The organism is Kitasatospora sp. NPDC093679 (assembly GCF_040683455.1).
GTDB classification, from domain to species: Bacteria; Actinomycetota; Actinomycetes; order Streptomycetales; family Streptomycetaceae; genus Kitasatospora; species Kitasatospora arboriphila.
This window is the reverse complement of the sequence record NZ_JBFBDW010000024.1, coordinates 52715-74929: the sequence shown is the minus strand read 5'-3', so window position 1 is coordinate 74929 and position 22215 is coordinate 52715. Positions and strand designations below refer to the sequence as shown.

Here is a 22215-nt window from a genome sequence, read left to right as displayed (position 1 = left end):
TAACAACGGGAGGTGCTAGAGCCGCTCCGGCCCGAAGGCGTCCGGCAGGACCTCGTCCATGGTCTTCACCCCGGACGGCAGGTCCACCAGCAGCTCGGGGCCGCCGTGCTCGTACAGCAGCTGCCGGCAGCGGCCGCACGGCATCAAGAGGCTGCCGGCCCCGTCCACGCAGGTGAAGGCCGTCAGCCGGCCGCCGCCACTGGCGTGCAGCGCGGAGACCAGGCCGCACTCGGCGCACAGGCCGAGTCCGTACGAGGCGTTCTCCACGTTGCAGCCGGTGACGATCCGACCGTCGTCGACCAGGGCCGCCGCCCCGACCGGGAACTTGCTGTAGGGGGCGTACGCGTGCGCCATGGCGCCGCGCGCCGCCTCCCGCAGCGTCTCCCAGTCGGGCGCGGGTGCGGTCGTCACTTGGCTTCGCCCTTGCGGTAGATCTGACCGTCGGCCTTCGGCGGACGCAGGCGCTGCGAGGCCAGCGCGAGCACGACCAGCGTGATCACGTACGGGGTGGCCACGATCAGCGGGCGCTCCACCGAGTCGGTCAGCGCGAACCAGAGGCCGAGGCCGCCGGCGACCACCAGGCTGATCACCGCGGTGGTGTACTTGCGGCGGTAGCCGTGCCACATCGCGAGCAGGCCCATGGCCAGCGCGATCACCAGCAGCAGCACGTGGACGTTGTCCGCGTCGCGCAGCTGGAGGCTGTCGGTGAAGCCGAACAGGCCCGAGCCGATGGCGAGGCCGCCCGGCATCCAGTTGCCGAAGATCATCGCGGCGAGGCCGATGAAGCCCCGGCCCTGGGTCTGGCCGTCCTTGTAGAAGTGCGCCGCGACCAGCGACAGGTACGCACCGGCGAGGCCGGCGAACGCGCCCGAGGCGACGACCGCGAAGTACTTGTACTTGTAGACGTTGACGCCCAGCGTCTCGGCGGCGGTCGGGTTCTCGCCGCAGGAGCGCAGGCGCAGGCCGAAGACGGTGCGCCAGAGCAGGAAGTAGCTGGCGACGATCAGCGCGGCGGCGATCACGATGACCACCGACAGGTCGGTGACCACGCCGCCGACGATGCCCGCCACGTCCGAGACCAGGAACCAGTGGTGCTTCTCGACGTCGGCCAGCCAGTCCGACAGCCCGGGGATCGTGATGTTCGGCAGCGAGTCGGCCGGCGGCGACTGGTTGGCGCCCGCGCCGTTGGCCACGTAGTCCCGGTAGTAGATCCGGTTCACGTAGGCGCAGATGCCCGGGATCAGCAGGTTGATGCCGACGCCGGAGACGATGTGGTCGACGCCGAAGGTGACGGTGACCAGCGCGTGCAGCAGGCCGCCGAGCGCGCCGCCGGCCATGCCGGCGAGCAGGCCGACCCAGGGGTTGACCAGGAAGCCCACCCAGGCGCCGCAGAAGGTGCCGGCGACCATCATGCCTTCGAGGCCGATGTTGACCACGCCGGCCCGCTCCGACCACAGACCGCCGAGGCCGGCCATCGCGATCGGGACGGCCGCGCCGAGGGCGGCGTTGACCTGGCCGGAGGCGGTCAGGCCGTGGTTGCCGGTGGCCGCGCCGACGGCGGAGACCAGGACGAGCGCGCCCGCGATCAGCAGCAGCACGATCGGCCAGGTGAGCTTCGACTTCTTCGTCGGGGCGCCCGGCGTCTTCGGCCGGGCGGTGGTGGCGGTGCTCACGCGGCAACCTCCTTGTTGGCGGCCGCGGCGGCCTGGGCGGCGAGCTCGGCGCCGACCTTCTGCTGCTGGCGCTTGAGGCCGTAGCGGCGCACCAGCTCGTAGGCAACGACGACGCAGATGACGATGGTGCCCTGCATGACGAGGACGATCTCCTGCGGGTAGTTGCCCTGCAGCGGCAGCTGCGTGCCGGAGACGTCGAGGAAGGCGAACAACAGGGCCGAGAAGGCGATGCCGATCGGGCTGTTGCGGCCGAGCAGGGCCACCGAGATGCCGATGAAGCCCAGGTTCAGCTGGATGCTCTGACCGAAGTAGAACGAGCTCTGCAGCAGCTCCGGGATGCCGATGAGGCCGGCGATGGCACCGGACACCGCCATGCTGGTCAGCACCATGCGCTTGACGTTGACACCGGACGCCTTGGCGGCGGTCTCCGAGCGGCCGGTGGCGCGCAGGTCGAAGCCGAACCGGGTGCGGGTCAGGGTGAACTGGAACAGCACGCCGATCAGGATCGCGACGAAGATGAAGCCCCAGAGCGTGCCGCCGGCGGTCTCGATCGAGAAGAAGTGGCTCGACTCGGAGACCGGGGCGGTCTGGATCGCGTTGGCGTTGGCGCTCTTCGCCGGGGCGAAGCGGCCCGGGATGAGCAGCAGGCCGACGACGGCGGTGGCGATCGCGTTCAGCATGATGGTCGAGATGACCTCGCTGACGCCGCGGTAGACCTTCAGCACACCGGCGACGCTGGCCCACAGACCGCCGACGAGCATGGCGGTGACCAGCAGCAGCGGGATCTGGATGAAGGACGGCAGGTCGACGACGCTGCCGACGTAGGCGGCGAACAGCACGCCGAGGCGGTACTGGCCCTCGACGCCGATGTTGAACAGGTTCATCCGGAAGCCGAACGCCGCGGCACAACCGGCGATGTAGTAGACGGTGGCCCGGTTGAGGGTCAGCACCTGGCCGTCGGAGGCGGTGCCGTACCGGATCATCACGTCGAAGGCGTCGAACGGGTCCTTGCCGGAGACCGCCAGCAGGACGGAGCAGATCGCCACCGAGAGCAGGACGGCCAGCACCGGGGCGGCCAGCGCGAGAACGATCTTCTCGGCGTCGAACCGCGAGGCGAACGAGCGCTTGGCGGGCGGGTTGGGACTGGTCATGGATTACTCCCCCGCCTGCGTGTCGTCGGCGGAACGGTCGGACGCGGCCTCGGTGCCCTCGGCGGCGACCGCCTTCTCATCGGCGACGGCGTCGGGCTCGGACTCGATGTGGCCGCGGGCGGCGCCGGTCATCGCGGTGCCGAGGTCCTCGGCGGTGACGGTGGCCGGGTCGGCGTCGGCGACCAGGCGGCCGCGGTAGATCACCCGGATCGTGTCGGAGAGACCGATCAGCTCGTCCAGGTCGGCGGAGATCAGCAGCACCGCGAGGCCCTCGCGCTGGGCCTTGCGGATCTGGTCCCAGATCTGGGCCTGTGCACCGACGTCGACGCCGCGGGTCGGGTGGGCCGCGACCAGCAGCTTCGGGTTGTGGCTCATCTCGCGGCCGATGATCAGCTTCTGCTGGTTGCCGCCGGAGAGGGAGGCCGCGGTGACCTCGATGCCGGGGGTGCGGACGTCGTACTCCTCGACGATCCGCTGGGTGTCCTTGCGGGCTCCGGCCGGGTCGAGCAGGACGCCCTTGGAGTTGGGCGTCTCGGTGACGTGGCCGAGGATGCGGTTCTCCCAGAGCGGGGCCTCCAGCAGCAGGCCGTGCCGGTGGCGGTCCTCGGGGATGTAGCCGATGCCGGCCTCGCGGCGGGCGCGGGTGAGCTCGGTGGTGACGTCCTTGCCGTCCAGCGTCACGGTGCCCGCGTCGAGCGGGATCATGCCCATGATCGCCTCGACGAGCTCGGCCTGGCCGTTGCCCTCGACGCCGGCGATGCCCAGCACCTCGCCGCGGCGGATGCTCAGCGAGACGTCGTCGAGGACGACGCGCTCGATGCCCTCGGCGTCGGTCTTGGCGATCCGCAGGCTGTTCACACCGAGCATCTCGTCCGCGGTGACGGTCGACTCTCGGCTCTCCGGCGAGGGGAGCTCGGCGCCGACCATCATCTCGGCGAGCTGGCGGGCGGTGACCGTCTTGGGGTCGGCGTCGCCCACGGTGGTGCCGCGGCGGATGACGCTGATCGCGTCGGCGACGGCGAGCACCTCGTGCAGCTTGTGGGAGATGAAGATGACGGTGACGCCCTCCGCCTTGAGCTCGCGGAGGTTGTCGAAGAGCGCGTCCACCTCCTGCGGCACGAGGACGGCGGTCGGCTCGTCGAGGATCAGGATGTTCGCGCCGCGGTAGAGGACCTTGAGGATCTCCACGCGCTGCCGGTCGGCGACACCCAGGTCCTCGACCAGGGCGTCCGGGCGCACGCCCAGACCGTACTGGTCGGAGATCTCCTGGATCTTCGCCTTGGCCTTGCCGCCCATGCCGTGGAGCTTCTCGCCGCCGAGGACGATGTTCTCCCAGACGGTCAGGTTGTCCGCGAGCATGAAGTGCTGGTGCACCATGCCGATGCCGAGGTCGATCGCGTCGGCCGGGGTGGTGAGCTGGACCTGCTTGCCGTTGATGGCGATGGTGCCCTCGTCCGGCCGCTGCATGCCGTAGAGGATCTTCATCAGGGTGGACTTGCCGGCGCCGTTCTCGCCCATGAGGGCGTGCACGGTGCCGCGTCGCACGGTGATGTCGATGTCGTGGTTGGCCACGACGCCGGGGAAGCGCTTGGTGATGCCGCGCAGTTCGACGGCCGGTGTCGCCGTCCCCGCGCTGGGGGTGCCGCCCTGGTCGAGGGCGGGATCGGAAGCGGTGATGGCGATCTCCTGAAGTCGTCGTGCGCACCGTTGCGCCGGAGTGCCTGGTGTTCTGTCTGTGGGTGGAACGGGCGGGGCCCGGCGGGGACGCGTCCTGCGCGCCCCGCCGGGCCCTCCGGTGATGTTCGTCGGCCCCGGTGGCACCGCCGGCAGGTGGCGGTGGTCAGGAGCGTCGGATCAGTTCTCCGGGGTGGTGGGGATCTTGGTGGCGCCGGAGGTGATCGCCTGGGTGGCGGCGTCGATCTTCGGCTGGATGTCCTTCAGGAAGCCGCCGGTCTGGGCCAGCGAGACACCCTCGGCCTTCAGGTCGAAGTTCTTGACGCCGGTCAGCGGGTTGCCGTCCTTGTACGCCTTGATGTAGTCGAAGACGGCCACGTTCACGTTCTTGACCATGGAGGTCAGGATGTTGGCCTTGTACTTCGACAGCGCCGGCTGGTTGGCCTGGTCGGAGTCGACGCCGATGGCCCACTTGCCCTTGCTGGCGACGGCCTCGATCGAGCCGTTGCCGGAGGAGCCGGCGGCGGAGTAGATGACGTCCGCGCCCTTGTCCAGCTGGCCCTGAGCCGCTTCCTTGCCCTTGCCCGGGTCGTTGAAGCCGCTGAAGTCCGGCGGGGTGGTGAGGTAGGTGGTCTCGACCACGATGTTCGGGTCGACGGACTTGGCGCCCGCCTTGTAACCGGCCTCGAACTTCTTGATCAGCTCGGACTGCACGCCGCCGATGAAGCCGATGTGCTTGGCCTTGCTCTTGGAGGCGGCGGCGACGCCGGCGAGGTACGAGCCCTCCTGCTCCGAGAAGGTCAGCGAGGTGACGTTGCTCGGCTGGGTGTCGGAGGCCGAGTCGATGATCGCGAACTTGACGTTCGGGTTCTCCTTGGCGATCTTCTCGACGGCCGCCTGGTACACGAAGCCGACGGCGATGACCGGGTTGTAGCCGGCGCTGACCAGCGACTTGAGGCGGGCCTCCTTGTCGGCCTCGGCCTCACCGGTCTTGGCCTCGGCCTCGGTGACCTGGACACCCAGCTGGTCCTTGGCCTGGTCGAGACCGCGGGCGGCGGAGTCGTTGAACGACTGGTCGCCGCGGCCGCCGATGTCGTAGGCCATGCCGACCTTGACGCTGGAGGCGCCGGAGGAGGCGCCGGACGAGGTGTTGTTGTCGGTGCTCTTTGCGCCGCAAGCGGCGAGCGAGGCGATGCCCAGGGAACCCGAGAGCACTACCGCGGCGAGCTTCAGTGAACGGCGCAAGGGAGTATCTCCTTCTCACACACCCGTTTGGCGTGGTCGAGCGCCACCGTAACGCGCGTAGAACACGGTTGTATTACGGGCTGCGGAGGCATTCGGGTTGTTATCAAAATGTGGTCATCTGCCGGGACGAATACGGACAGATCGCCACCTTTGCTCAACGCGATGTCACTACCGAGTGATTTTCGACCACCACAGTACGCCGATGCGTCCACGACAGGAGCGAGCCGCGCCGGACACCGGTCCGACGCGGCCCCGGTCGTACGCGCTCAGACCGTCCCGTGCTCCAGGGCGATCGCGCAGAACAGCTCCACACCGATGCCGATCGCCCGCTCGTCCACGTCGAACCGGCCCTGGTGCAGGTCGCGGACGCCCTTCTCGTGCGGGGACCGCACCCCGAGGCGGGCCAGCGCGCCCGGCGCGTGCTCCAGGTACCAGGAGAAGTCCTCGCCGCCGAGGCTCTGCTCGGTGTCCTCCACCACCGGGGCGCCGCCGTCGCCGAAGCAGTCGGTCATCGCCCGCTCCAGCAGGGCGATCGAGGTGTGCTCGTTGACCACCGGCGGCACCCCGCGGTGGTAGTCGAGCGTCCACTTCGCCCGGTGGGTCTCGGCGATCCGGGCGATCAGCTCGTCGAGGATCTCCGGGGCCTCCCGCCAGCCCGCCAGCTCAAGGCAGCGGACGGTGCCCTCCAGCTCCGCGTGCTGCGGGATCGCGTTGGGCGCGGAGCCGGCGGCGATCCGGCCGAACACCAGGCTGACGCCCCAGCGCGGGTCCATCCGGCGGCCCAGCGCGGCGGGCAGGTCCGCCGCCATCCGCGCCACCGCGGTGACCAGGTCGGTGGTCAGGTGCGGCCGGGCGGTGTGGCCCCCGGGGCCGTCCAGCGACAGCAGCAGCCGGTCGCAGGCCGAGGTGATCGCCCCGACCTTCAGCCCGATCCGGCCGACCTCCACCTTGGGGTCGCAGTGCACCGCGAAGATCCGGCCGACACCGTCCATCCCGCCGGCCTTGATCACGTCCAGCGCACCCCCGGGCATGACCTCCTCGGCGGGCTGGAAGACCAGCCGCACCGGCTGCCGCAGCCCGCCGGTACGGGCCGCCTCGGCCAGCACCAGGGCGGTGCCCAGCACCACCGCGGTGTGCACGTCGTGCCCGCAGGCGTGCGCGCGGCCCGGCAGGGTCGAGCGGTACGGCACGTCGGTCTTGGCGTCGTCGATCGGCAGCGCGTCGATGTCCGCCCGGAACGCCAGCAGCGGGGTGCCCTCGGCGGTGCCAGGCGGGACGACGTCCACCGTCATCCCCGTGCCGCCCGGCAGCACCCGCGGCTCCAGGCCGGCCGCGACCAGCCGCTCGCGCAGGAGGCGGGTGGTGCGGAACTCCTGCCGACCCAGCTCCGGGTGTCGGTGGAGATCGCGGCGGAAGGCGATCAGCTCGGCCTCGTGCGCCCGTACCCGGGCGCGCAGGTCCCGTCCGGCACGGACGGCGGTGGCGAGGGCGGCCCGATCGACGGGCTGAGGATCGTTCACCTCAACAAGAGTAGGCCGGGCGGGGGGATTTGGCCCGACTTCCCACGAAGTCGTGCCCCTTTCGGTGCATACCGGCCGCACAGATGGGTATGACATTCCGATTCAGCCGCCTTCCCGGGTGATCACCGACCTGTGCAACGACCCCGCCGCCGCGGGGACACGCGGGCCGGGCTCCCGGCTGCACCGAACCCGTCGGGGCGGCCGGCCCGCCCCGACGGAGCGTCAGAAGCGCTCGACCGGCGCGTGGGTGCCCCACACGGCGCGCAGCGCGTCGCACACCTCCCCCACCGTCGCCCGGGCGGCCAGCGCCTCCTTCATCGGGTACAGCACGTTGTCCGTGCCCTCCGCGGCCCGCCGCAGCCCGTCCAGGGTGCGGGAGACCGCCGGGCCGTCCCGCTCCGCGCGCAGCCGGGCCAGCCGCCGCGCCTGCTGCTGCTCGATCGCCGGATCCACCCGCAGCGGCTCGTACGGCTCCTCGGCGTCCAGCCGGAACCGGTTCACGCCGACCACCGTCCGGGTGCCGGCGTCCTGCTCCTGCTGGAGGCGGTAGGCCGTCCGCTCGATCTCCGCCTTCTGGTGGCCCTGCTCGATCGCGGCGACCGCGCCGCCCAGCTCCTCGATCCGGGCCATCAGCGCCAGCACCGCCTCCTCCAGGTCGTCGGTCATCCGCTCGACGGCCCAGGAGCCGGCGAAGGGGTCGACCGTGGCGGTGACGTCGGTCTCGTACGCCAGCACCTGCTGGGTGCGCAGCGCCAGCCGGGCGGCCTTCTCGGTGGGCAGCGCGATCGCCTCGTCGAAGCTGTTGGTGTGCAGCGACTGGGTGCCGCCGAGCACCGCGGCCAGCGCCTGGACGGTGACCCGGACGAGGTTGACCTCGGGCTGCTGGGCGGTGAGCTGCACCCCGGCGGTCTGGGTGTGGAAGCGCAGCATCTGCGACCGCGGGTCCCGCGCGCCGAACTCCTCGCGCATGACGCGGGCCCAGATCCGGCGGGCCGCCCGGAACTTGGCGACCTCCTCCAGCAGCGTGCTGCGGGCGACGAAGAAGAAGGAGAGCCGCGGGGCGAAGTCGTCCACCGCCATCCCCGCGGCGACCGCCGTGCGCACGTACTCGATGCCGTCGGCGAGGGTGAAGGCGATCTCCTGCGCGGGATCGGCGCCGGCCTCGGCCATGTGGTAGCCGGAGATCGAGATGGTGTTCCACCGGGGGACCTCGGCCCGGCAGTACCGGAAGAGGTCGGCGACCAGCCGCAGCGAGGGCCGCGGCGGGAAGATGTACGTGCCCCGGGCGATGTACTCCTTGAGCACGTCGTTCTGGACGGTGCCGGTCAGCGCGGCCGGCGGCACCCCCTGGGCCTCGCCGACCAGCTGGTAGAGCAGCAGCAGCACGGCGGCCGGGGCGTTGATGGTCATCGAGGTGGAGACCCCGCCCAGCGGGATGCCGTCGAACAGCACGGCCATGTCCTCGACGCTGTCGACCGCCACCCCCACCTTGCCGACCTCGCCGGCCGCGAGCGGCGCGTCCGAGTCGTAGCCCATCTGGGTGGGCAGGTCGAAGGCGACGGACAGACCCGTGGTGCCGTCGCCGATCAGCCGCCGGTAGCGGGCGTTGGACTCGGCCGCGGTGCCGAAGCCGGCGTACTGGCGCATCGTCCACGGCCGGCCGGTGTACATCGTCGGGTACACGCCGCGGGTGAACGGGTACTCGCCCGGCCGGGCGTCCGGGGTGCGGCCGGCGAGGCTCTCCGGGCCGTAGACCGGCTCGATCGGCAGCCCGGACTCGGACCGGCGGGGCTCGGGCGGCATGGCGTCCTCCGGGGCACGGGGCCCGGACGCGGCGGCCCGGGCGGACGGACTTCGGCCTGCTCCGCAATCTAACCGGCGGCGGCCCGCCGCGGGCGGAGGCGCGGGCGCGGGTCCGGGCGCAGGCGCGGGCGGGGCACCGCCCGGCGGTGCTCCGGGGCGGGCTGGGATGATCGGTTCCGCAGACCGGAACTTCTCCCCGGGAGGGGCAATGACCGAGCAGAAGGTGGCCGTCGTCACCGGCGCCAGCAGCGGCATCGGTGCCGCGACGGCGCGGCGGCTGGCCGCGGACGGCTTCGACGTGGTGCTGACCGCCCGCCGCACCGACCGGATCGAGGCCCTGGCGAAGGAGATCGGCGGCCGCGCCCGCACCCTGGACGTCACCGACCGGGCGGCCGTGGACGCCTTCGCGGCCGAGGTCGGCCGGGTCGACGTCCTGGTCAACAACGCCGGCGGCGCGATCGGCGCGGAGAGCGTCGAGAGCGGCGACCCGGCCGACTGGCGGGCCATGTACGAGGTCAACGTGATCGGCGTGCTCAACGTGACCCAGGCGCTGCTGCCGGCGCTGCGGGCCACCGGCGACGGCACGGTGCTGGTGATGTCCTCCACCGCCGCGATGGCGGCGTACGAGGGCGGCGGCGGCTACGTGGCGGCCAAGCACGCGGCGCACACCATCGCGGCCACCCTGCGGCTGGAGCTGTGCGGCGAGCCGATCCGGGTGATCGAGATCGCGCCGGGGATGGTGAAGTCCGAGGGCTTCGCGGTGACCCGCTTCCGCGGCGACGAGGACAAGGCCGCCTCGGTGTACGCGGGCGTGGCCGAGCCGCTGACCTCGGAGGACGTCGCGGACACGGTCTCCTGGGCGGTCACCCGCCCGCCGCACGTCAACATCGACCTGCTGGTGGTCCGCCCCCGCGCGCAGGCGGCCAACCACAAGGTCCACCGGGAGCTCTGAGCCCGCCCTCCGGAGGGGAGGGAGCTGTCGAGCAACCGTCAACGTCACAACTTGATAGCTCGTTCGGGTGAATTCTGCCCGCTCCCTCCCCAACTGATGAGCCCTCAACTACCGTGAAGACACGGCGCGGGCGCGCTTCTCCGCGCCCCGCGGTCTTCCCTCTTCCCCGTCCCGGCTCCTTCCCGGTCACGCCGCGCGTCTTCGCAGCACCTACCTTTTCGTCTCTGGAGCAACCCCCCTTCCCGCCCTCACGAGGAGGACCCGCTGGCCAGCGACATCCCGCCGCAGCGCCTCGACGCTTCGACGGATCCGTCCCTGCTCGGGCTGCACCGCTTCAACGAGGCCGAGCCCGGCGCCGCCGAGGAGGCCCTGCTCGCCTGCTGCGGCAGCCACCGGTGGGCCCTGCGGCTGACCGCCCACCGGCCCTACCCCGACATAGAGTCCCTGCTCGCGGCGGCCAGCGAGGCCTCCTACGACCTGCGCCCCGCCGACCTCGCCGAGGCCCTGGCGGACGAGAGCTGGATGCCGCAGCCGCTGCTCGGCATGCGGGCCCCCGGCAGCCAGGCCGCGCACACCGCGCTCCGGGCGGCGCACGCCGCGTACGAGGCGCGGTTCGGCCACGTCTTCGTCGTCTGCCTGGAGGGCGTGGACCCGGAGGAGATGCTCGACACCGTGCTCACCTCCATCCGTACCCGGCTCGCCAACGACCTGGACGAGGAGCGCCTGGTCGCCGCCGACGAACTGCGCCGGATAGCGCTGATGCGCCTCGCGCACCTGGTCACCCGGCACTCCGCGGAGGCCGGCGCCCGCTGATCCGGCCGCCCGGCACCGCCCGACGGCCCCGCCGCCCGATGCCCCGTCCCGGTCCGCCGGGGCGGGGCTCAGCGCTGTGCGGCCCGCAGCCGCGCCGCCTGCATCCGGACCAGCCGCTCGTCCGGGGCCGGCACCGGTTCGCGGGCGCCGCCGAGCGTGACGAACAGCGCGAGCGCCGCCCCGACCCGGGCGACCACGACCCGCCGGCTGACCGCGGAGCCGCCCGACTCGTCCGTCAGGGTGAATGCGGTCACCGCGTCCACGCCCTCCGGCACGGCCGCGTCGGACGGCTGCAACCGGTGCAGCACCGGCACCGGTTTCGCCGGGGCCCCCTTGCCGGCCGGGCCGCGGGCCGGCCCGGCCGCCGGCGTGGAGCGGAACGCCCGGCACCGAGGGAACAGCCGGTCCAGCGCGCTGCGGACGAGCTCCGCCCGGCCCGGTTCGAAGGCGAGCAGCCCGGCGTGGACGGTCTCCCGGGGGCGGCCGGCCCTGGCCGCGTTCAGGTCCGCCTCCGCGATCGGGCCGGAGCGCGCGCCCGCCGGGGCGAGCAGGTCCAGCACCGGCTGGCACTCCGGCACGTCCGCCGCCTCGCGCGCCGCGGGCGGCGCCGCGCTCCCCTGTTCCGGTGCCGCCACGGTGACCGTCCACCCGCTGCCGAGGTCGGCCCCGGTGACCGCGGCGGCCCGCAGGGCGGCGGCGTCCAGGGCGTGCCCGGCCGGCTTCGGCACCCGGTCCGCGGAGGCGGAGACGGTGGTGCAGCCGCCCGCCGCGAACAGCGCGGCGCAGCACAGCAGGGCGGTCGGACGGTGGGGCACGGCGGTCCTTCGGGTGGGCGCGGGCAGGCGGCAGTGGGGCGGGCGCACACCGCAGCGCGACCGTCCGGACACAGCCTGTCATGGTTCCCGGAACCGTTAGGCCGTGAGTGCCTGATTGATCACACCTGAGCCCCCCGGAGGCGTTTCCCGACAACGCGTCGATAGGATGCTCGCGGCCGGTGGACCGTACCCGGCCGGGCTGACCGACACCGAAGCCGGCCGAGCCCCCAATCGCTTCCGGAGGGTTTTCCGTGCCGGCTGGAACGCTGTACCGCGGCCGGGAAGGCATGTGGAGCTGGGTGGCTCACCGAGTCACCGGCGTCCTCATCTTCTTCTTCCTTTTCGCGCACGTCCTCGACACCGCGCTGGTCCGTGTGTCCCCGCAGGACTACGACACCGTCATCGAGACGTACAAGAACCCCATCGTGAACCTGATGGAGTACGGCCTGACGGCCGCCATCCTGTTCCACGCGCTGAACGGCCTGCGGGTCGTGGCGGTCGACTTCTGGTCGAAGGGCGCCAAGTACCAGAAGCAGCTGCTCTGGTCCGTCGTCGGCGTCTGGGTCGTCCTGATGGCCGCGTCGTTCTACCACATCCTTCAGCACACTCTCCGCACGTGGTTCGGGTGATCCGCAATGGCTTCTGACACCCCCGTCGACCAGCTGGTCGTGCCCGCCGCCCAGGCCCACACGGGCCAGGGCCTCGGCACCGGAAACCCCGCCGACGCGTTCGTCGTCGAGCCGGCCCGCACGCGCACCAAGAGGACGCCGCGCCGCACCCGCACCAACTTCGAGATGCTGGCGTGGCTGTTCATGCGCCTCTCCGGCGTCGTGTTGGTCGTCCTGATCCTCGGCCACCTGCTGATCATGCTGGTGCTGGACGGCGGCGTATCGAAGATCAGCTTCGCGTTCGTCGCCGGCCGCTGGGCCTCGCCGTTCTGGCAGGGCTGGGACCTGCTGATGCTGTGGCTCGCCATGCTCCACGGTGCCAACGGCATGCGGACCGTCATCAACGACTACGCCGAGAAGGACTCCACTCGGCTCTGGCTGAAGACCCTCATGGGTGCCGCCGCGGTGTTCACCGTGCTGCTCGGCACCCTGGTGATCTTCACCTTCGACCCGAACATCTAATCGGCAGAGCCAGAGGCGCTTACCCCCATGCAGATTCACCAGTACGACACGGTCATCGTCGGCGCCGGCGGCGCGGGCATGCGTGCGGCCATCGAGTCGACGCAGCGCAGCCGCACCGCGGTGCTGACCAAGCTCTACCCCACCCGGTCCCACACCGGCGCGGCCCAGGGCGGCATGTGCGCCGCCCTCGCCAACGTCGAGGAGGACAACTGGGAGTGGCACACCTTCGACACGGTCAAGGGCGGTGACTACCTGGTCGACCAGGACGCCGCCGAGATCATGTGCAAGGAGGCCATCGACGCGGTCATCGACCTGGAGAAGATGGGTCTCCCCTTCTCCCGCACCGACCAGGGCCGGATCGACCAGCGCCGCTTCGGCGGCCACTCGCGCAACCACGGCGAGGCGCCCGTCCGCCGCTCGTGCTACGCGGCCGACCGCACCGGTCACATGATCCTCCAGACGCTGTTCCAGAACTGCGTCAAGCACGGCGTCGAGTTCTTCAACGAGTTCTACGTCCTCGACCTGCTGATCAACGAGGGCCGCACGGCCGGCGTCGTCGCCTACGAGCTGGCCACCGGCGAGATCCACGTCTTCCAGGCCAAGGCGGTCGTCTTCGCCTCCGGCGGCACCGGCAAGATGTTCAAGGTCACCTCGAACGCGCACACCCTGACCGGTGACGGCCAGGCCGTGGCGTACCGCCGGGGCCTGCCGCTGGAGGACATGGAGTTCTTCCAGTTCCACCCGACGGGCATCTGGCGCATGGGCATCCTGCTCACCGAGGGCGCCCGCGGCGAGGGCGGCATCCTGCGCAACAAGGACGGCGAGCGCTTCATGGAGCGCTACGCACCGGTCATGAAGGACCTCGCCTCCCGCGACGTCTGCTCCCGCGCGATCTACAGCGAGATCCGCGAGGGCCGCGGCTGCGGTCCGGACGGCGACCACGTCTACCTGGACCTGACGCACCTCCCGCCGGAGCAGCTGGACGCCAAGCTGCCGGACATCACCGAGTTCGCGCGCACCTACCTCGGCATCGAGCCCTACACGGACCCGATCCCGATCCAGCCCACCGCGCACTACGGCATGGGCGGCATCCCGACCAACGTCGAGGGCGAGGTGCTGCTGAACAACACCGAGGTCGTCCCCGGCCTGTACGCCGCCGGCGAGGTCGCCTGCGTCTCGGTGCACGGCGCCAACCGCCTGGGCACCAACTCGCTGCTGGACATCAACGTGTTCGGCCGCCGCGCGGGCCTCGCCGCCGCCGAGTTCGCCGCGAACAACGAGTTCGTGCCGCTGCCGGAGAACCCGGCCGCGCTGGTGCAGAACATGGTCGACTCGCTGCGCGAGTCGACCGGCACCGAGTCGGTGGCGCAGCTCCGCAAGGAGATGCAGGAGAGCATGGACGCCAACGCGTCCGTGTACCGCACCGGCGACACCCTCAAGCAGGCCGTCGCCGACATCGCCGCGCTGCGCGAGCGGTACAAGAACGTCGCCATCCAGGACAAGGGCGAGCGCTTCAACACCGACCTGCTGGAGGCCATCGAGCTGGGCAACCTGCTCGACCTGGCCGAGGTGACGGTCGTCTCGGCGCTGGCCCGCGAGGAGTCCCGCGGCGGTCACTACCGCGAGGACTTCCCGACCCGCGACGACGTGAAGTTCATGCAGCACACCATGGCGTACCGCGAGGAGGCCGCCGACGGCAGCACCTCCGTCCGCCTCGACTACAAGCCGGTCGTGCAGACCCGCTACCAGCCGATGGAGCGTAAGTACTGATGAGCACTCCGACCCTGGAGAAGCACTCGGCCGCTCTGGACGCGGCCGAGGCGGGCGCGACCGCGCTGATCAACGTCACCCTGCGGATCCGCCGGTTCAACCCGGAGGAGCACCCGGACCCGGTGTGGGTGGACTACCAGCTGCTGATGGACCCGAAGGAGCGCGTCCTGGACGCCCTCAACAAGGTCAAGTGGGAGCAGGACGGCACCCTGACGTACCGCCGCTCGTGCGCCCACGGCATCTGCGGTTCGGACGCCATGCGGATCAACGGCCGCAACCGGCTGGCCTGCAAGACGCTGATCAAGGACGTCAACCCGGAGAAGCCGATCACGGTCGAGCCCATCAAGGGCCTCGCGGTCCTGAAGGACCTGATCGTCGACATGGACCCGTTCTTCCAGGCGTACAAGGACGTCATGCCGTTCCTCATCACCAAGGGGAACGACCCGACGCGCGAGCGCCTGCAGTCCCAGGAGGACCGCGAGCGGTTCGACGACACCACCAAGTGCATCCTGTGCGCCGCGTGCACGTCGTCCTGCCCGGTGTTCTGGAACGACGGCCAGTACTTCGGCCCGGCCGCGATCGTCAACGCGCACCGCTTCATCTTCGACTCGCGCGACGAGGGTGCGGAGCAGCGGCTGGAGATCCTGAACGACCGTGAGGGCGTGTGGCGCTGCCGCACCACCTTCAACTGCTCGGAGGCCTGCCCGCGCGGCATCGAGGTCACCAAGGCGATCGCCGAGGTGAAGCGCGCGCTGGTCACCCGCCGCTTCTGAGCGCCCGCGGCAACGCCCGAGGGCCCGACCGGACGTCCGGTCGGGCCCTCGGGCGTTCTGCCGTGCGGGGTTCAGCGCAGGGCGCCCAGGTCCTTCGGGGCGGCGGTGCCGTCGAAGGTCAGCAGGTGGCGGGCGGCGGTGACGGCGTACAGGTCGGGGCGGCCGTCGCCGTCGCCGTCGCCGGAGCTGCCGAGCAGCGGGTACTCGGCGGCCGGGAAGGTGCCGACGGCGGTGCCGGCGGACGGGTCGGCGAGCGCGGAGAAGTCGTACGTGCCGTCGGCCTGCTTCGCGATCGGGTACGTGCGCAGGGTGCCGGTGGCCCGCTCGCGGGACCACAGGGCGAGGCTGCCGTCGGCCGCCTTGCCGGGCGCGACCACGTCGTAGCCGGCCCAGGCGCCGTTGGTGGAGAGGCGCTTGACGGTCTGGTAGCCGTAGTCGAAGCCGGGGTCGGTGAGCAGCCAGAGGTCGCCGTCCTCGACGGTCAGCAGGGAGCTCTGCTGGTGGTCGTCGAGCGAGCCGAGCGCGACGAGCTGCTCGGTGTGCGACCAGTCGGCGGTGAAGGCCGGGTCGGCGGACTCCGGGCGGTCCACCAGGGTGGCACCGTGCCGGAAGGCGCCCTGGTCGACGTTCGGGTACAGGTACAGCGCCGCCCCGCCGGGCCGGTGGGCGAGCAGGTCGTCGACCGGGCCGTGGCTGCCCGGGTCCCAGCCGCGGTGTGCGAGCCGGTAGGCGGACCAGTCGGTCCGGTCGGGGGCGAGGGTGGCGGGGAGGGCGGTGGCCGAGGCGGTGCTGTCGGCCGCGGCGCTGACGATCTGCAGGGAGCCGTCGCTGCCGGGGACGAGGACGTCCGGCACGCCGTCGCCGTCGACGTCGCCCGGGGCGCTCGGCGGCGGAGCGGGGTTCCACGGCGCGTAGAAGGTGTGGCTGACCGGCCGGGAGGCGTTGCCGGCCTCGTCGAAGGCCTGGACCGTGAGGATGTTGGTGCCCCAGTCCGTCGGCTTCAGGGTGAGGGTGGCGGTGCCGTCCGCGGCGGGCCGCACGGCACCGGTGCAGTCGTTGCCGACGCTCGGGGTGCCGTTCAGTACGTACCGGTAGCAGGCCACGCCGGAGGCGGCGTCGCTGCCCGCGACGGTGAAGGTGCCGGTCTGGCCGGCGTACTTCTGCGGGGTCCGGCCGCTGTCGGAGGCCGGGAAGTCGGCCGAGTCGACGGTGAGGGCCGGCGCGGTGGTGTCGATCCGGAACCGGCACTCGGCGGTCGGGGCCCCGCCGCCGGTGCCCTTGGCCTGCCAGGTGTAGGTGCGGCCCTCGGTGAGGCCGGTGGGCCGTGCGGTGGCGGTGCCGTCGACCGCGTCGCCCTCGCCGTCGAAGACCTTGCTGCCCGTCTCGTCCCAGACCTTGAAGCGCGCCCGGTCCGCGGTGGTGCGGGCGGTGAGGGCCGGTGCGGCGGTGGCGATCCAGCCGGGCGCCGTGGTGCCGTCGCAGGCGTCGGTGCGGACGCCGGTGCCGAAGAAGCCCGGGCTCGGCACGACGGCGGGGTCGGTGGCCCTGCCGTCCGTGGCGGCGGTGGCCGCCGGTGCGGCCAGCAGGCCGGTGGCGAGGGCGATGCCGGCGGCCGGGGCCAGCAGGCGCGGAGAGACCGTACGGAACACTGTGTGACCCATCCCGAGGAGACGCACGCGCGTACGCACGGTGCGCACACGGCGGAGATCATTCCAGCCGAACTCTCCGCCGGGCAATGGGTTTCGGCGTCAGTCGGCGGTGCGCTCGCGCAGGCCGCGGATGCCGCGCACGCCGACGGCGCCGACCGCGACGCCGAGCACCAGCGAGGTCACGGCCAGCAGCAGGTGCACCCAGAAGAAGGCGGTCGGCTGGGAGTGGTCGCCGTTCACGAAGGCCTGCCCGCCGGAGTCCTTCCAGAGGTTCTTGACGAAGGTCGTCCAGATGATCAGGGACCACACGCCGAAGGCGGTGAGGAACCAGGACGTGCGGCGGCTGAGCTTCATCGGGATCCTTCGCGGGGCATCGGAGGTGCTGCCCGTCCAGTATGCGCAGCCCGGCCGGGCGCATCCGTTCGGGGGGAGTCGTCGGCGGCGGGGCGGCGGGGCGGGGGCGTGCGGGTACGTTCCGGCAATGCTGATCGACCGTCACTTCGCGCACCGATGTGCCGCCGCAGCCGCAGCCGGCCTGTTCGCCCTCGCTCCGTCCGCCCCGGCGGCCGCCCGGCCGCGGGCCGCCGCCGAGGTGGTCGGCGGTGAGCGGCTGGCCCGGCCGGGGGTGCAGGTGGCGCCCCGGTCGGACGCGCCGGCGCTGCCCGGGAACCTCACCGGGCGGTCCTGGCTGGTCGCGGACGGCACCTCGGGCGAAGTGCTGGCCTCGTACAACGCGCACGCCGAGCTGCCGCCGGCGTCCACGCTGAAGATGCTGTTCGCGGACACCGTGCTGCCGAAGCTGGACCGGGAGGCGGTGCACCGGGTCGCCCCGGAGGAGCTGGCGGGGCTGGGGGCGGGAAGCAGCCTGGTCGGGATCAAGGAGGACCTCGACTACAAGGTCGAGGACCTGTGGCGGGGGGTCTTCCTGAGCTCGGGCAACGACGCCGTGCACGTGCTCGCCCACATGAACGGCGGCATCGACCGGACGGTCGCCCAGATGCAGGCCAGGGCGGACGCGCTGCAGGCGCGCGACACCCACGTGGTCACCCCGGACGGCTACGACCAGGACGGCCAGGTCTCCTCGGCGTACGACCTGACGCTGTTCGCCCGGGCCGGGCTGCGCAACCCGGACTTCCGGGCGTACTGCTCGACCCGGGACGCCCAGTTCCCCGGTGCGGTGGACCGGGCGACCGGGCAGCGCGGCAGCTTCGGGATCGCCAACACCGACCGGCTGCTGGGCACGTACCCGGGGCTGATCGGGGTGAAGAACGGCTACACCACCAACGCCGGGTCGACCTTCACCGGGGCGGCCGAGCGGGACGGCCGGCTGCTGCTGGTCACCGTGATGCACACGACGACCTACCAGAAGGTGTACGACGAGGCGGCGGCCCTGCTCGACTGGGGTTTCGCCGCGGCCGACCGGGTGAACCCGGTCGGCGAGCTGGCCGAGGACACCTCGGCGGTCGGGGCGGCGGCCCCGACGGCGGAGCCGAGGCCCAACCCGGTTCCGGACACCGTGCCCTCGGCCGCACCGAGCCCGCCGCGGTCGGTGCCGGCGGCGCCGCCGGTCGCCGCGCCGGCGGACGCGCGGCAGCCGGAGCACGCCCGGCACTCGGGCGGTACGGCGGGGATGCTGGCCGCGGGCCTGTGCACGGCGGCGGCCGCGGCAGCCGCGCTGCGGCTGCGCCGGGACCGGGCCGGACGGTTGTCGCTGCGGCCGGCGCTGCGCCGCTGGGCGGGCACGGGGGCGGTGCGACGGCGCTGACGGCGCCGCGCCGCCCCCGTCCCGGCGGGGTCGGTCAGCGGGTGCCGCGGGCCCGGGCGGCGCGCAGCGCCTTGCGGGCGGCCCGGGTGGCGAACGGCGGCAGCACGTCGATGGCGATCCGGCGGGCGGTGGAGCGCTCCGGGGCCGTGCGGGTCTGCGGGGCGCCGTTCGGCTGGGGCCCGTCGAAGGCCAGCCGGTAGCAGGTGTGGCCGGCGATCTGCTCGTCGTCCATCCGGAAACCCTCGGCGCGCCAGTCGCGGGCGAGCAGGTCCTTCTGGACGGCCTCGGCGTCGCCCCAGGTGCCGTAGAACTTCTCCGGGGTGAGGCAGACCGGCTTGAGGCCGAGGTCGAAGACGGCCTCCCAGACGGCGGCGGCGACACCGGGGGTGTGCGGGGCCCGGTAGTCGTCGAAGGCGACCACGCCGTCCTTGGCCAGGACGTCCCGGGCGACCAGGACGTCGCCGGCCACGTGCTCGTACAGGTGCGAGGCGTCGACGTGGACGAAGCGGCAGGAGCCGGCCGGGACGCGGCCGTCGGCGAGCACCGAGGTCGGCGCCTGGACGATCACCGGCAGCTCCTCGTGGAAGGCGAGGTAGTTGGCCTCGAAGGCCTGCCGGGTGAGGGTCTTGCGGTAGGACATGGCCATCTCGGCCGAGTTGTCGGCGTCGGGGGCGTCGGAGTCGAACAGGTCGCAGACCGTGAAGGTCTCGCCGGGCTGCAGGTACTGGCCCAGGACGACGGCGCTGCGTCCGAGGTAGGCGCCGAGTTCCAGCAGGTCGCCGCCGGTGCCGGCGGCGGTCTGGCGGCGGAGCAGCCAGCCGAAGATCTCCTGGTCCGCCTTCCAGAACCACCCTGGTACGTCGTCCAGCGTACGTGGGACGGGGGTGGCGGTGACGGTGTCTGCGCTGGTCACGGGGGGCTCCATGGGTGCGGCGGACGGGTGGCGCGATGCGGGGCTCCCGCCGGCGGGGGTGTGCGTGGGCGACAGCCTGATGAGGACCGGATGAGAACCGGATGAGACGTGGACGTGATCCTAGTCACGTCCGAGTGTGCCCGACAGGGGCACGATCTCACTTCTCGGCCGACGCTTCGATCAGCCTGCGGCCCTGTTCGCGTGCGCGCATCCGGGCGGCGGCCGGGTCGGCGAGGGCCGTCCAGGCCGCGCAGTACAGCAGGAGCCGGGCGACGAAGTCGATCCAGAGCAGCAGCGCGACCGGGACGCCGAAGGCGCCGTAGAGGCTGCGGCCCGCGACCGAGCCGAGGTAGGAGGACAGCGCGACCTTCAGCACCTCGAAGCCGACCGCGCCGATCAGCGCACCGCCGAACAGGGCACGGCGGGACTGGTCGGTGATCCTCGGGAAGGGCCCGAGCAGGTAGGCGAAGAGCAGCAGGTCGGCGCCGACGGCGACGAGGAAGCCGACCACCGTCAGCACGGCGCGGCCCGCGCCGCCGGTCAGCCCGATCGCGTCGGCGAGCCGCCGGGCGAGCGTGGTGGCGCCGGCGGACACGCCGAGCGACAGCAGGCAGACCACGCCGAGGCCGAGCAGGACGACGCAGTCCCAGGCCTTGCGGACGAACACCCGGCCCGGGTCCTGGGGCAGCCGCCAGATCGCCCGGACCGAGCCGCGCATGGTCTCCACCCAGCCGAGCCCGGAGAGCAGCAGCACCACGCCGCTGATCACGCCGACCGTGGCCGCGTTGTCCACCAGGGAGTTCAGGTCGATCGCGTCGGAGAGGCCGGAGGCCTGGTCGGCGATGTCCTTCTGGAGTTCGTCCACGCGCTGCTGGGAGAGGGCCGCCGCGGCGATCGCCAGGGCCACGGTGAGCAGCGGGAAGAGCGCGAGGAAGCCGAAGAAGGTGACGGCGCCCGCCAGCCGGTTGCCCTGGGTGTCGCCGAACAGTTGGTAGGCCTGCCAGGCGCGGCTGCGCATCAGCCGGGCCAGCAGCGGACCGACGACCGGGAGACGGGTGAGGAAGTCCACGGGCCCACCCCCCTCGGGATCACCTGAACGAGCGACGACCGGTCCTGTATACCGTGCGCGGTGATCAGGTGCGGCCGGACGCGTCGGCGCGCCGGGCGGGCTGACCCTGGCTGGCCTACAGCCGGGCCGCCGGGGGCAGGACGGGGTCAGGAACCGGTGGGGGTGCCGACGTCCGAGGCGGTGCCGTCCGTCCGGGCGGCGGACTGCCCGGACGGGGCCGGCCGGGCCTCCTGGCCGGCCTGCGGCGCCGCCGGGCGGCCCTGCACGGGGGTGGCGTCGCGGACGCTCGCGGCGCGCTTGGCCCGGCGTGCGGCCCGGGCGGCGAGCTGCCGCGTCCGGGCGAGGGCGCGGACGCTCTGGTAGGTCAGGTAGTGGCCGTGGCTGAGCAGCTCGGTGCGCACGCCCTCGGCACCGGCGGCGGGCTTGTAGTCGGCCGGGCGGAGCCGGGCGCAGTGCTGGGCGGCGCGGCGGAAGAACTCCCGGCGGTCGCCGGGCGGCACCCGGTCGGGGCGGCTGACCACGGTGTTGAGGTGGTGCACCATCCGGGCGAAGACCACCGGCCGCCAGCGGTCGAGGTCGGGCCGCCGGTCGAGGAAGGCGAAGACCAGGTCGTACTGGTCGAAGATGTCGAAGTGCTTGCGGCTGACCGTGGCGAGTATGTTGCCGCCCTGCTTGCGCTGGCGGTAGTGCACGCCGACCCGGTCGAGCACCGTCATCCGCCCGGCGGCGAGCAGCGCCGGGAAGGTCCACGGGGTGTCCTCGTAGTACCCGGCGGGGAAGGTGAGGCCCTCGGCGTCGATCCAGTCGCGGCGGTAGGCCTTGTTCCAGACCACCATGAGCAGGTCGAGGAGGTCGGGGCGGCCGTCGAGGTCGAACACGTCGGGGCCGGAGCGGGCGAACAGCGGGGCGGAGGCGGAGCGGACCACACGGCCGTCCCAGTAGGTGCGCGCGTAGTCGTAGACCAGGATGTCCGGGTCGGTGCAGGCCCTCAGCCGCTCGTCGATCGCCTGCAGCAGGCCGGGGGTGAGGGTGTCGTCGCTGTCCAGGAAGATCACGTAGTCGCCGGCGGCGACGGCCAGGCCGGCGTTGCGGGCGCGGCCGAGGCCGACGTTCTCGTCGAGGTGGAGCACCCGGACGCGCGCGTCCCGCGCGGCGGCCTCGTCCAGCATCGCCCCGCAGCCGTCCGGCGAGCGGTCGTCGACGGCGATCAGCTCGAAGTCCGCGCACGACTGGGACAGCACCGAGTCGAGACACTCGGCCAGGTACTCCTCGACCTGGTAGACGGGGACGATCACGCTGAAGCGGGGCATTTGCAGCTCATTCTAAGGGGGCGCTCAGTCGACCGTGATCTCCGGACGGGTCTCGCCCGGGAACCGGCGCGCGGCCAGCGGCAGAGTAGCCGCCGCAGCCGGGGGCGCGCACCCCCGGGCGGGCGGAGTGCACACCCGCGGCGTGCGCCCGCCGCCCCCGTCCGCACCGTCCGGCGGGCCCGGACCGCTC

General features: G+C 72.4%; 20 protein-coding genes. 7 read left to right on the top strand and 13 right to left on the bottom strand.

From position 1 onward, the window contains the following. Positions 1-15: 15 nt before the first annotated feature. From AB0O09_RS20840 to AB0O09_RS20810, 7 genes are all read right to left on the bottom strand, one after another. Complete coding sequence (locus tag AB0O09_RS20840) at positions 16-411, bottom strand: cytidine deaminase (RefSeq protein ID WP_363543319.1); 396 nt, start codon at positions 409-411, stop codon at positions 16-18. Then, a complete protein-coding gene (locus tag AB0O09_RS20835; protein ID WP_363543317.1) occupies positions 408-1673 on the bottom strand; it encodes an ABC transporter permease in 1266 nt (421 codons plus the stop codon). Before AB0O09_RS20835 ends, AB0O09_RS20840 begins: the two co-directional genes overlap by 4 nt. Continuing rightward, positions 1670-2824 carry an ABC transporter permease gene (locus AB0O09_RS20830; protein ID WP_363543315.1) on the bottom strand — a complete coding sequence of 385 codons (1155 nt, stop codon included), beginning with the start codon at positions 2822-2824 and terminating at the stop codon, positions 1670-1672. Before AB0O09_RS20830 ends, AB0O09_RS20835 begins: the two co-directional genes overlap by 4 nt. Positions 2825-2827: 3 nt before the next feature. After that, entirely contained in the window at positions 2828-4429 is a 1602-nt protein-coding gene (locus tag AB0O09_RS20825; RefSeq protein WP_363543373.1) for an ABC transporter ATP-binding protein, read from the bottom strand. Positions 4430-4678: 249 nt separating this feature from the next. Then, entirely contained in the window at positions 4679-5743 is a 1065-nt protein-coding gene (locus tag AB0O09_RS20820) for a BMP family ABC transporter substrate-binding protein (RefSeq protein WP_363543313.1), read from the bottom strand. 266 nt (positions 5744-6009) lie between these two features. After that, on the bottom strand, positions 6010-7200 hold the full coding sequence (locus tag AB0O09_RS20815; RefSeq protein WP_363543371.1) for an amidohydrolase: 1191 nt from the start codon (positions 7198-7200) through the stop codon (positions 6010-6012). 285 nt (positions 7201-7485) lie between these two features. Beyond that, the gene (locus tag AB0O09_RS20810; protein ID WP_363543311.1) at positions 7486-9066 is read right to left on the bottom strand and encodes a methylmalonyl-CoA mutase family protein; all 1581 of its coding nucleotides are present in this window, start codon (positions 9064-9066) and stop codon (positions 7486-7488) included. Positions 9067-9274: 208 nt separating this feature from the next. Here AB0O09_RS20810 and AB0O09_RS20805 point away from each other — a divergent pair, with 208 nt between their 5' ends. Then, positions 9275-10018 (top strand): SDR family oxidoreductase, encoded by a 744-nt coding sequence (locus AB0O09_RS20805; protein WP_344623537.1) that lies wholly within the window; start codon positions 9275-9277, stop codon positions 10016-10018. A gap of 315 nt (positions 10019-10333) precedes the next feature. Then, complete coding sequence (locus AB0O09_RS20800) at positions 10334-10831, top strand: 2-oxo-4-hydroxy-4-carboxy-5-ureidoimidazoline decarboxylase (RefSeq protein ID WP_363543369.1); 498 nt, start codon at positions 10334-10336, stop codon at positions 10829-10831. Positions 10832-10899: 68 nt separating this feature from the next. On the opposite strand, the gene AB0O09_RS20795 is transcribed toward AB0O09_RS20800, so the two are convergent. Then, positions 10900-11646 (bottom strand): hypothetical protein, encoded by a 747-nt coding sequence (locus AB0O09_RS20795; RefSeq protein WP_363543309.1) that lies wholly within the window; start codon positions 11644-11646, stop codon positions 10900-10902. 251 nt (positions 11647-11897) lie between these two features. On the opposite strand from AB0O09_RS20795, the gene sdhC reads away from it, so the two are divergent. The 4 genes from sdhC to AB0O09_RS20775 are packed head-to-tail and all read left to right on the top strand — an operon-like array spanning position 11898 to position 15319. After that, positions 11898-12275, top strand: coding sequence for a succinate dehydrogenase, cytochrome b556 subunit (gene sdhC, locus AB0O09_RS20790; protein WP_344623535.1), 378 nt, complete (start codon positions 11898-11900; stop codon positions 12273-12275). 6 nt (positions 12276-12281) lie between these two features. Further along, positions 12282-12776, top strand: a complete 495-nt coding sequence (gene sdhD, locus AB0O09_RS20785; protein ID WP_363543307.1) for a succinate dehydrogenase, hydrophobic membrane anchor protein — start codon at positions 12282-12284, stop codon at positions 12774-12776. Between the two features lie 27 nt (positions 12777-12803). Continuing rightward, complete coding sequence (gene sdhA / locus AB0O09_RS20780) at positions 12804-14546, top strand: succinate dehydrogenase flavoprotein subunit (RefSeq protein ID WP_363543305.1); 1743 nt, start codon at positions 12804-12806, stop codon at positions 14544-14546. Further along, the gene (locus tag AB0O09_RS20775; protein WP_263105034.1) at positions 14546-15319 is read left to right on the top strand and encodes a succinate dehydrogenase iron-sulfur subunit; all 774 of its coding nucleotides are present in this window, start codon (positions 14546-14548) and stop codon (positions 15317-15319) included. The genes sdhA and AB0O09_RS20775 overlap by 1 nt, the downstream gene beginning before the upstream one ends. Before the next feature lie 71 nt (positions 15320-15390). On the opposite strand, the gene AB0O09_RS20770 is transcribed toward AB0O09_RS20775, so the two are convergent. Together AB0O09_RS20770 and AB0O09_RS20765 are read right to left on the bottom strand one after the other, a co-directional pair. Next, positions 15391-16980 (bottom strand): hypothetical protein, encoded by a 1590-nt coding sequence (locus AB0O09_RS20770; protein ID WP_363543302.1) that lies wholly within the window; start codon positions 16978-16980, stop codon positions 15391-15393. An 87-nt stretch (positions 16981-17067) separates the two neighbouring features. Next, positions 17068-17322: a hypothetical protein gene (locus AB0O09_RS20765; RefSeq protein ID WP_363543299.1), complete on the bottom strand. Its 255-nt coding sequence runs from the start codon at positions 17320-17322 to the stop codon at positions 17068-17070. Between the two features lie 127 nt (positions 17323-17449). On the opposite strand from AB0O09_RS20765, the gene AB0O09_RS20760 reads away from it, so the two are divergent. Beyond that, positions 17450-18733 carry a D-alanyl-D-alanine carboxypeptidase gene (locus tag AB0O09_RS20760; protein ID WP_363543297.1) on the top strand — a complete coding sequence of 428 codons (1284 nt, stop codon included), beginning with the start codon at positions 17450-17452 and terminating at the stop codon, positions 18731-18733. A 34-nt stretch (positions 18734-18767) separates the two neighbouring features. Here AB0O09_RS20760 and AB0O09_RS20755 read toward each other — a convergent pair whose 3' ends face one another. The 3 genes from AB0O09_RS20755 to AB0O09_RS20745 form a co-directional block, all read right to left on the bottom strand. Continuing rightward, positions 18768-19646, bottom strand: a complete 879-nt coding sequence (locus tag AB0O09_RS20755; RefSeq protein WP_363543295.1) for a class I SAM-dependent methyltransferase — start codon at positions 19644-19646, stop codon at positions 18768-18770. A gap of 157 nt (positions 19647-19803) precedes the next feature. Beyond that, positions 19804-20715, bottom strand: coding sequence for a YhjD/YihY/BrkB family envelope integrity protein (locus AB0O09_RS20750; protein WP_363543293.1), 912 nt, complete (start codon positions 20713-20715; stop codon positions 19804-19806). Positions 20716-20861: 146 nt separating this feature from the next. After that, entirely contained in the window at positions 20862-22025 is a 1164-nt protein-coding gene (locus AB0O09_RS20745; RefSeq protein ID WP_363543292.1) for a glycosyltransferase, read from the bottom strand. Positions 22026-22215 lie beyond the last annotated feature (190 nt).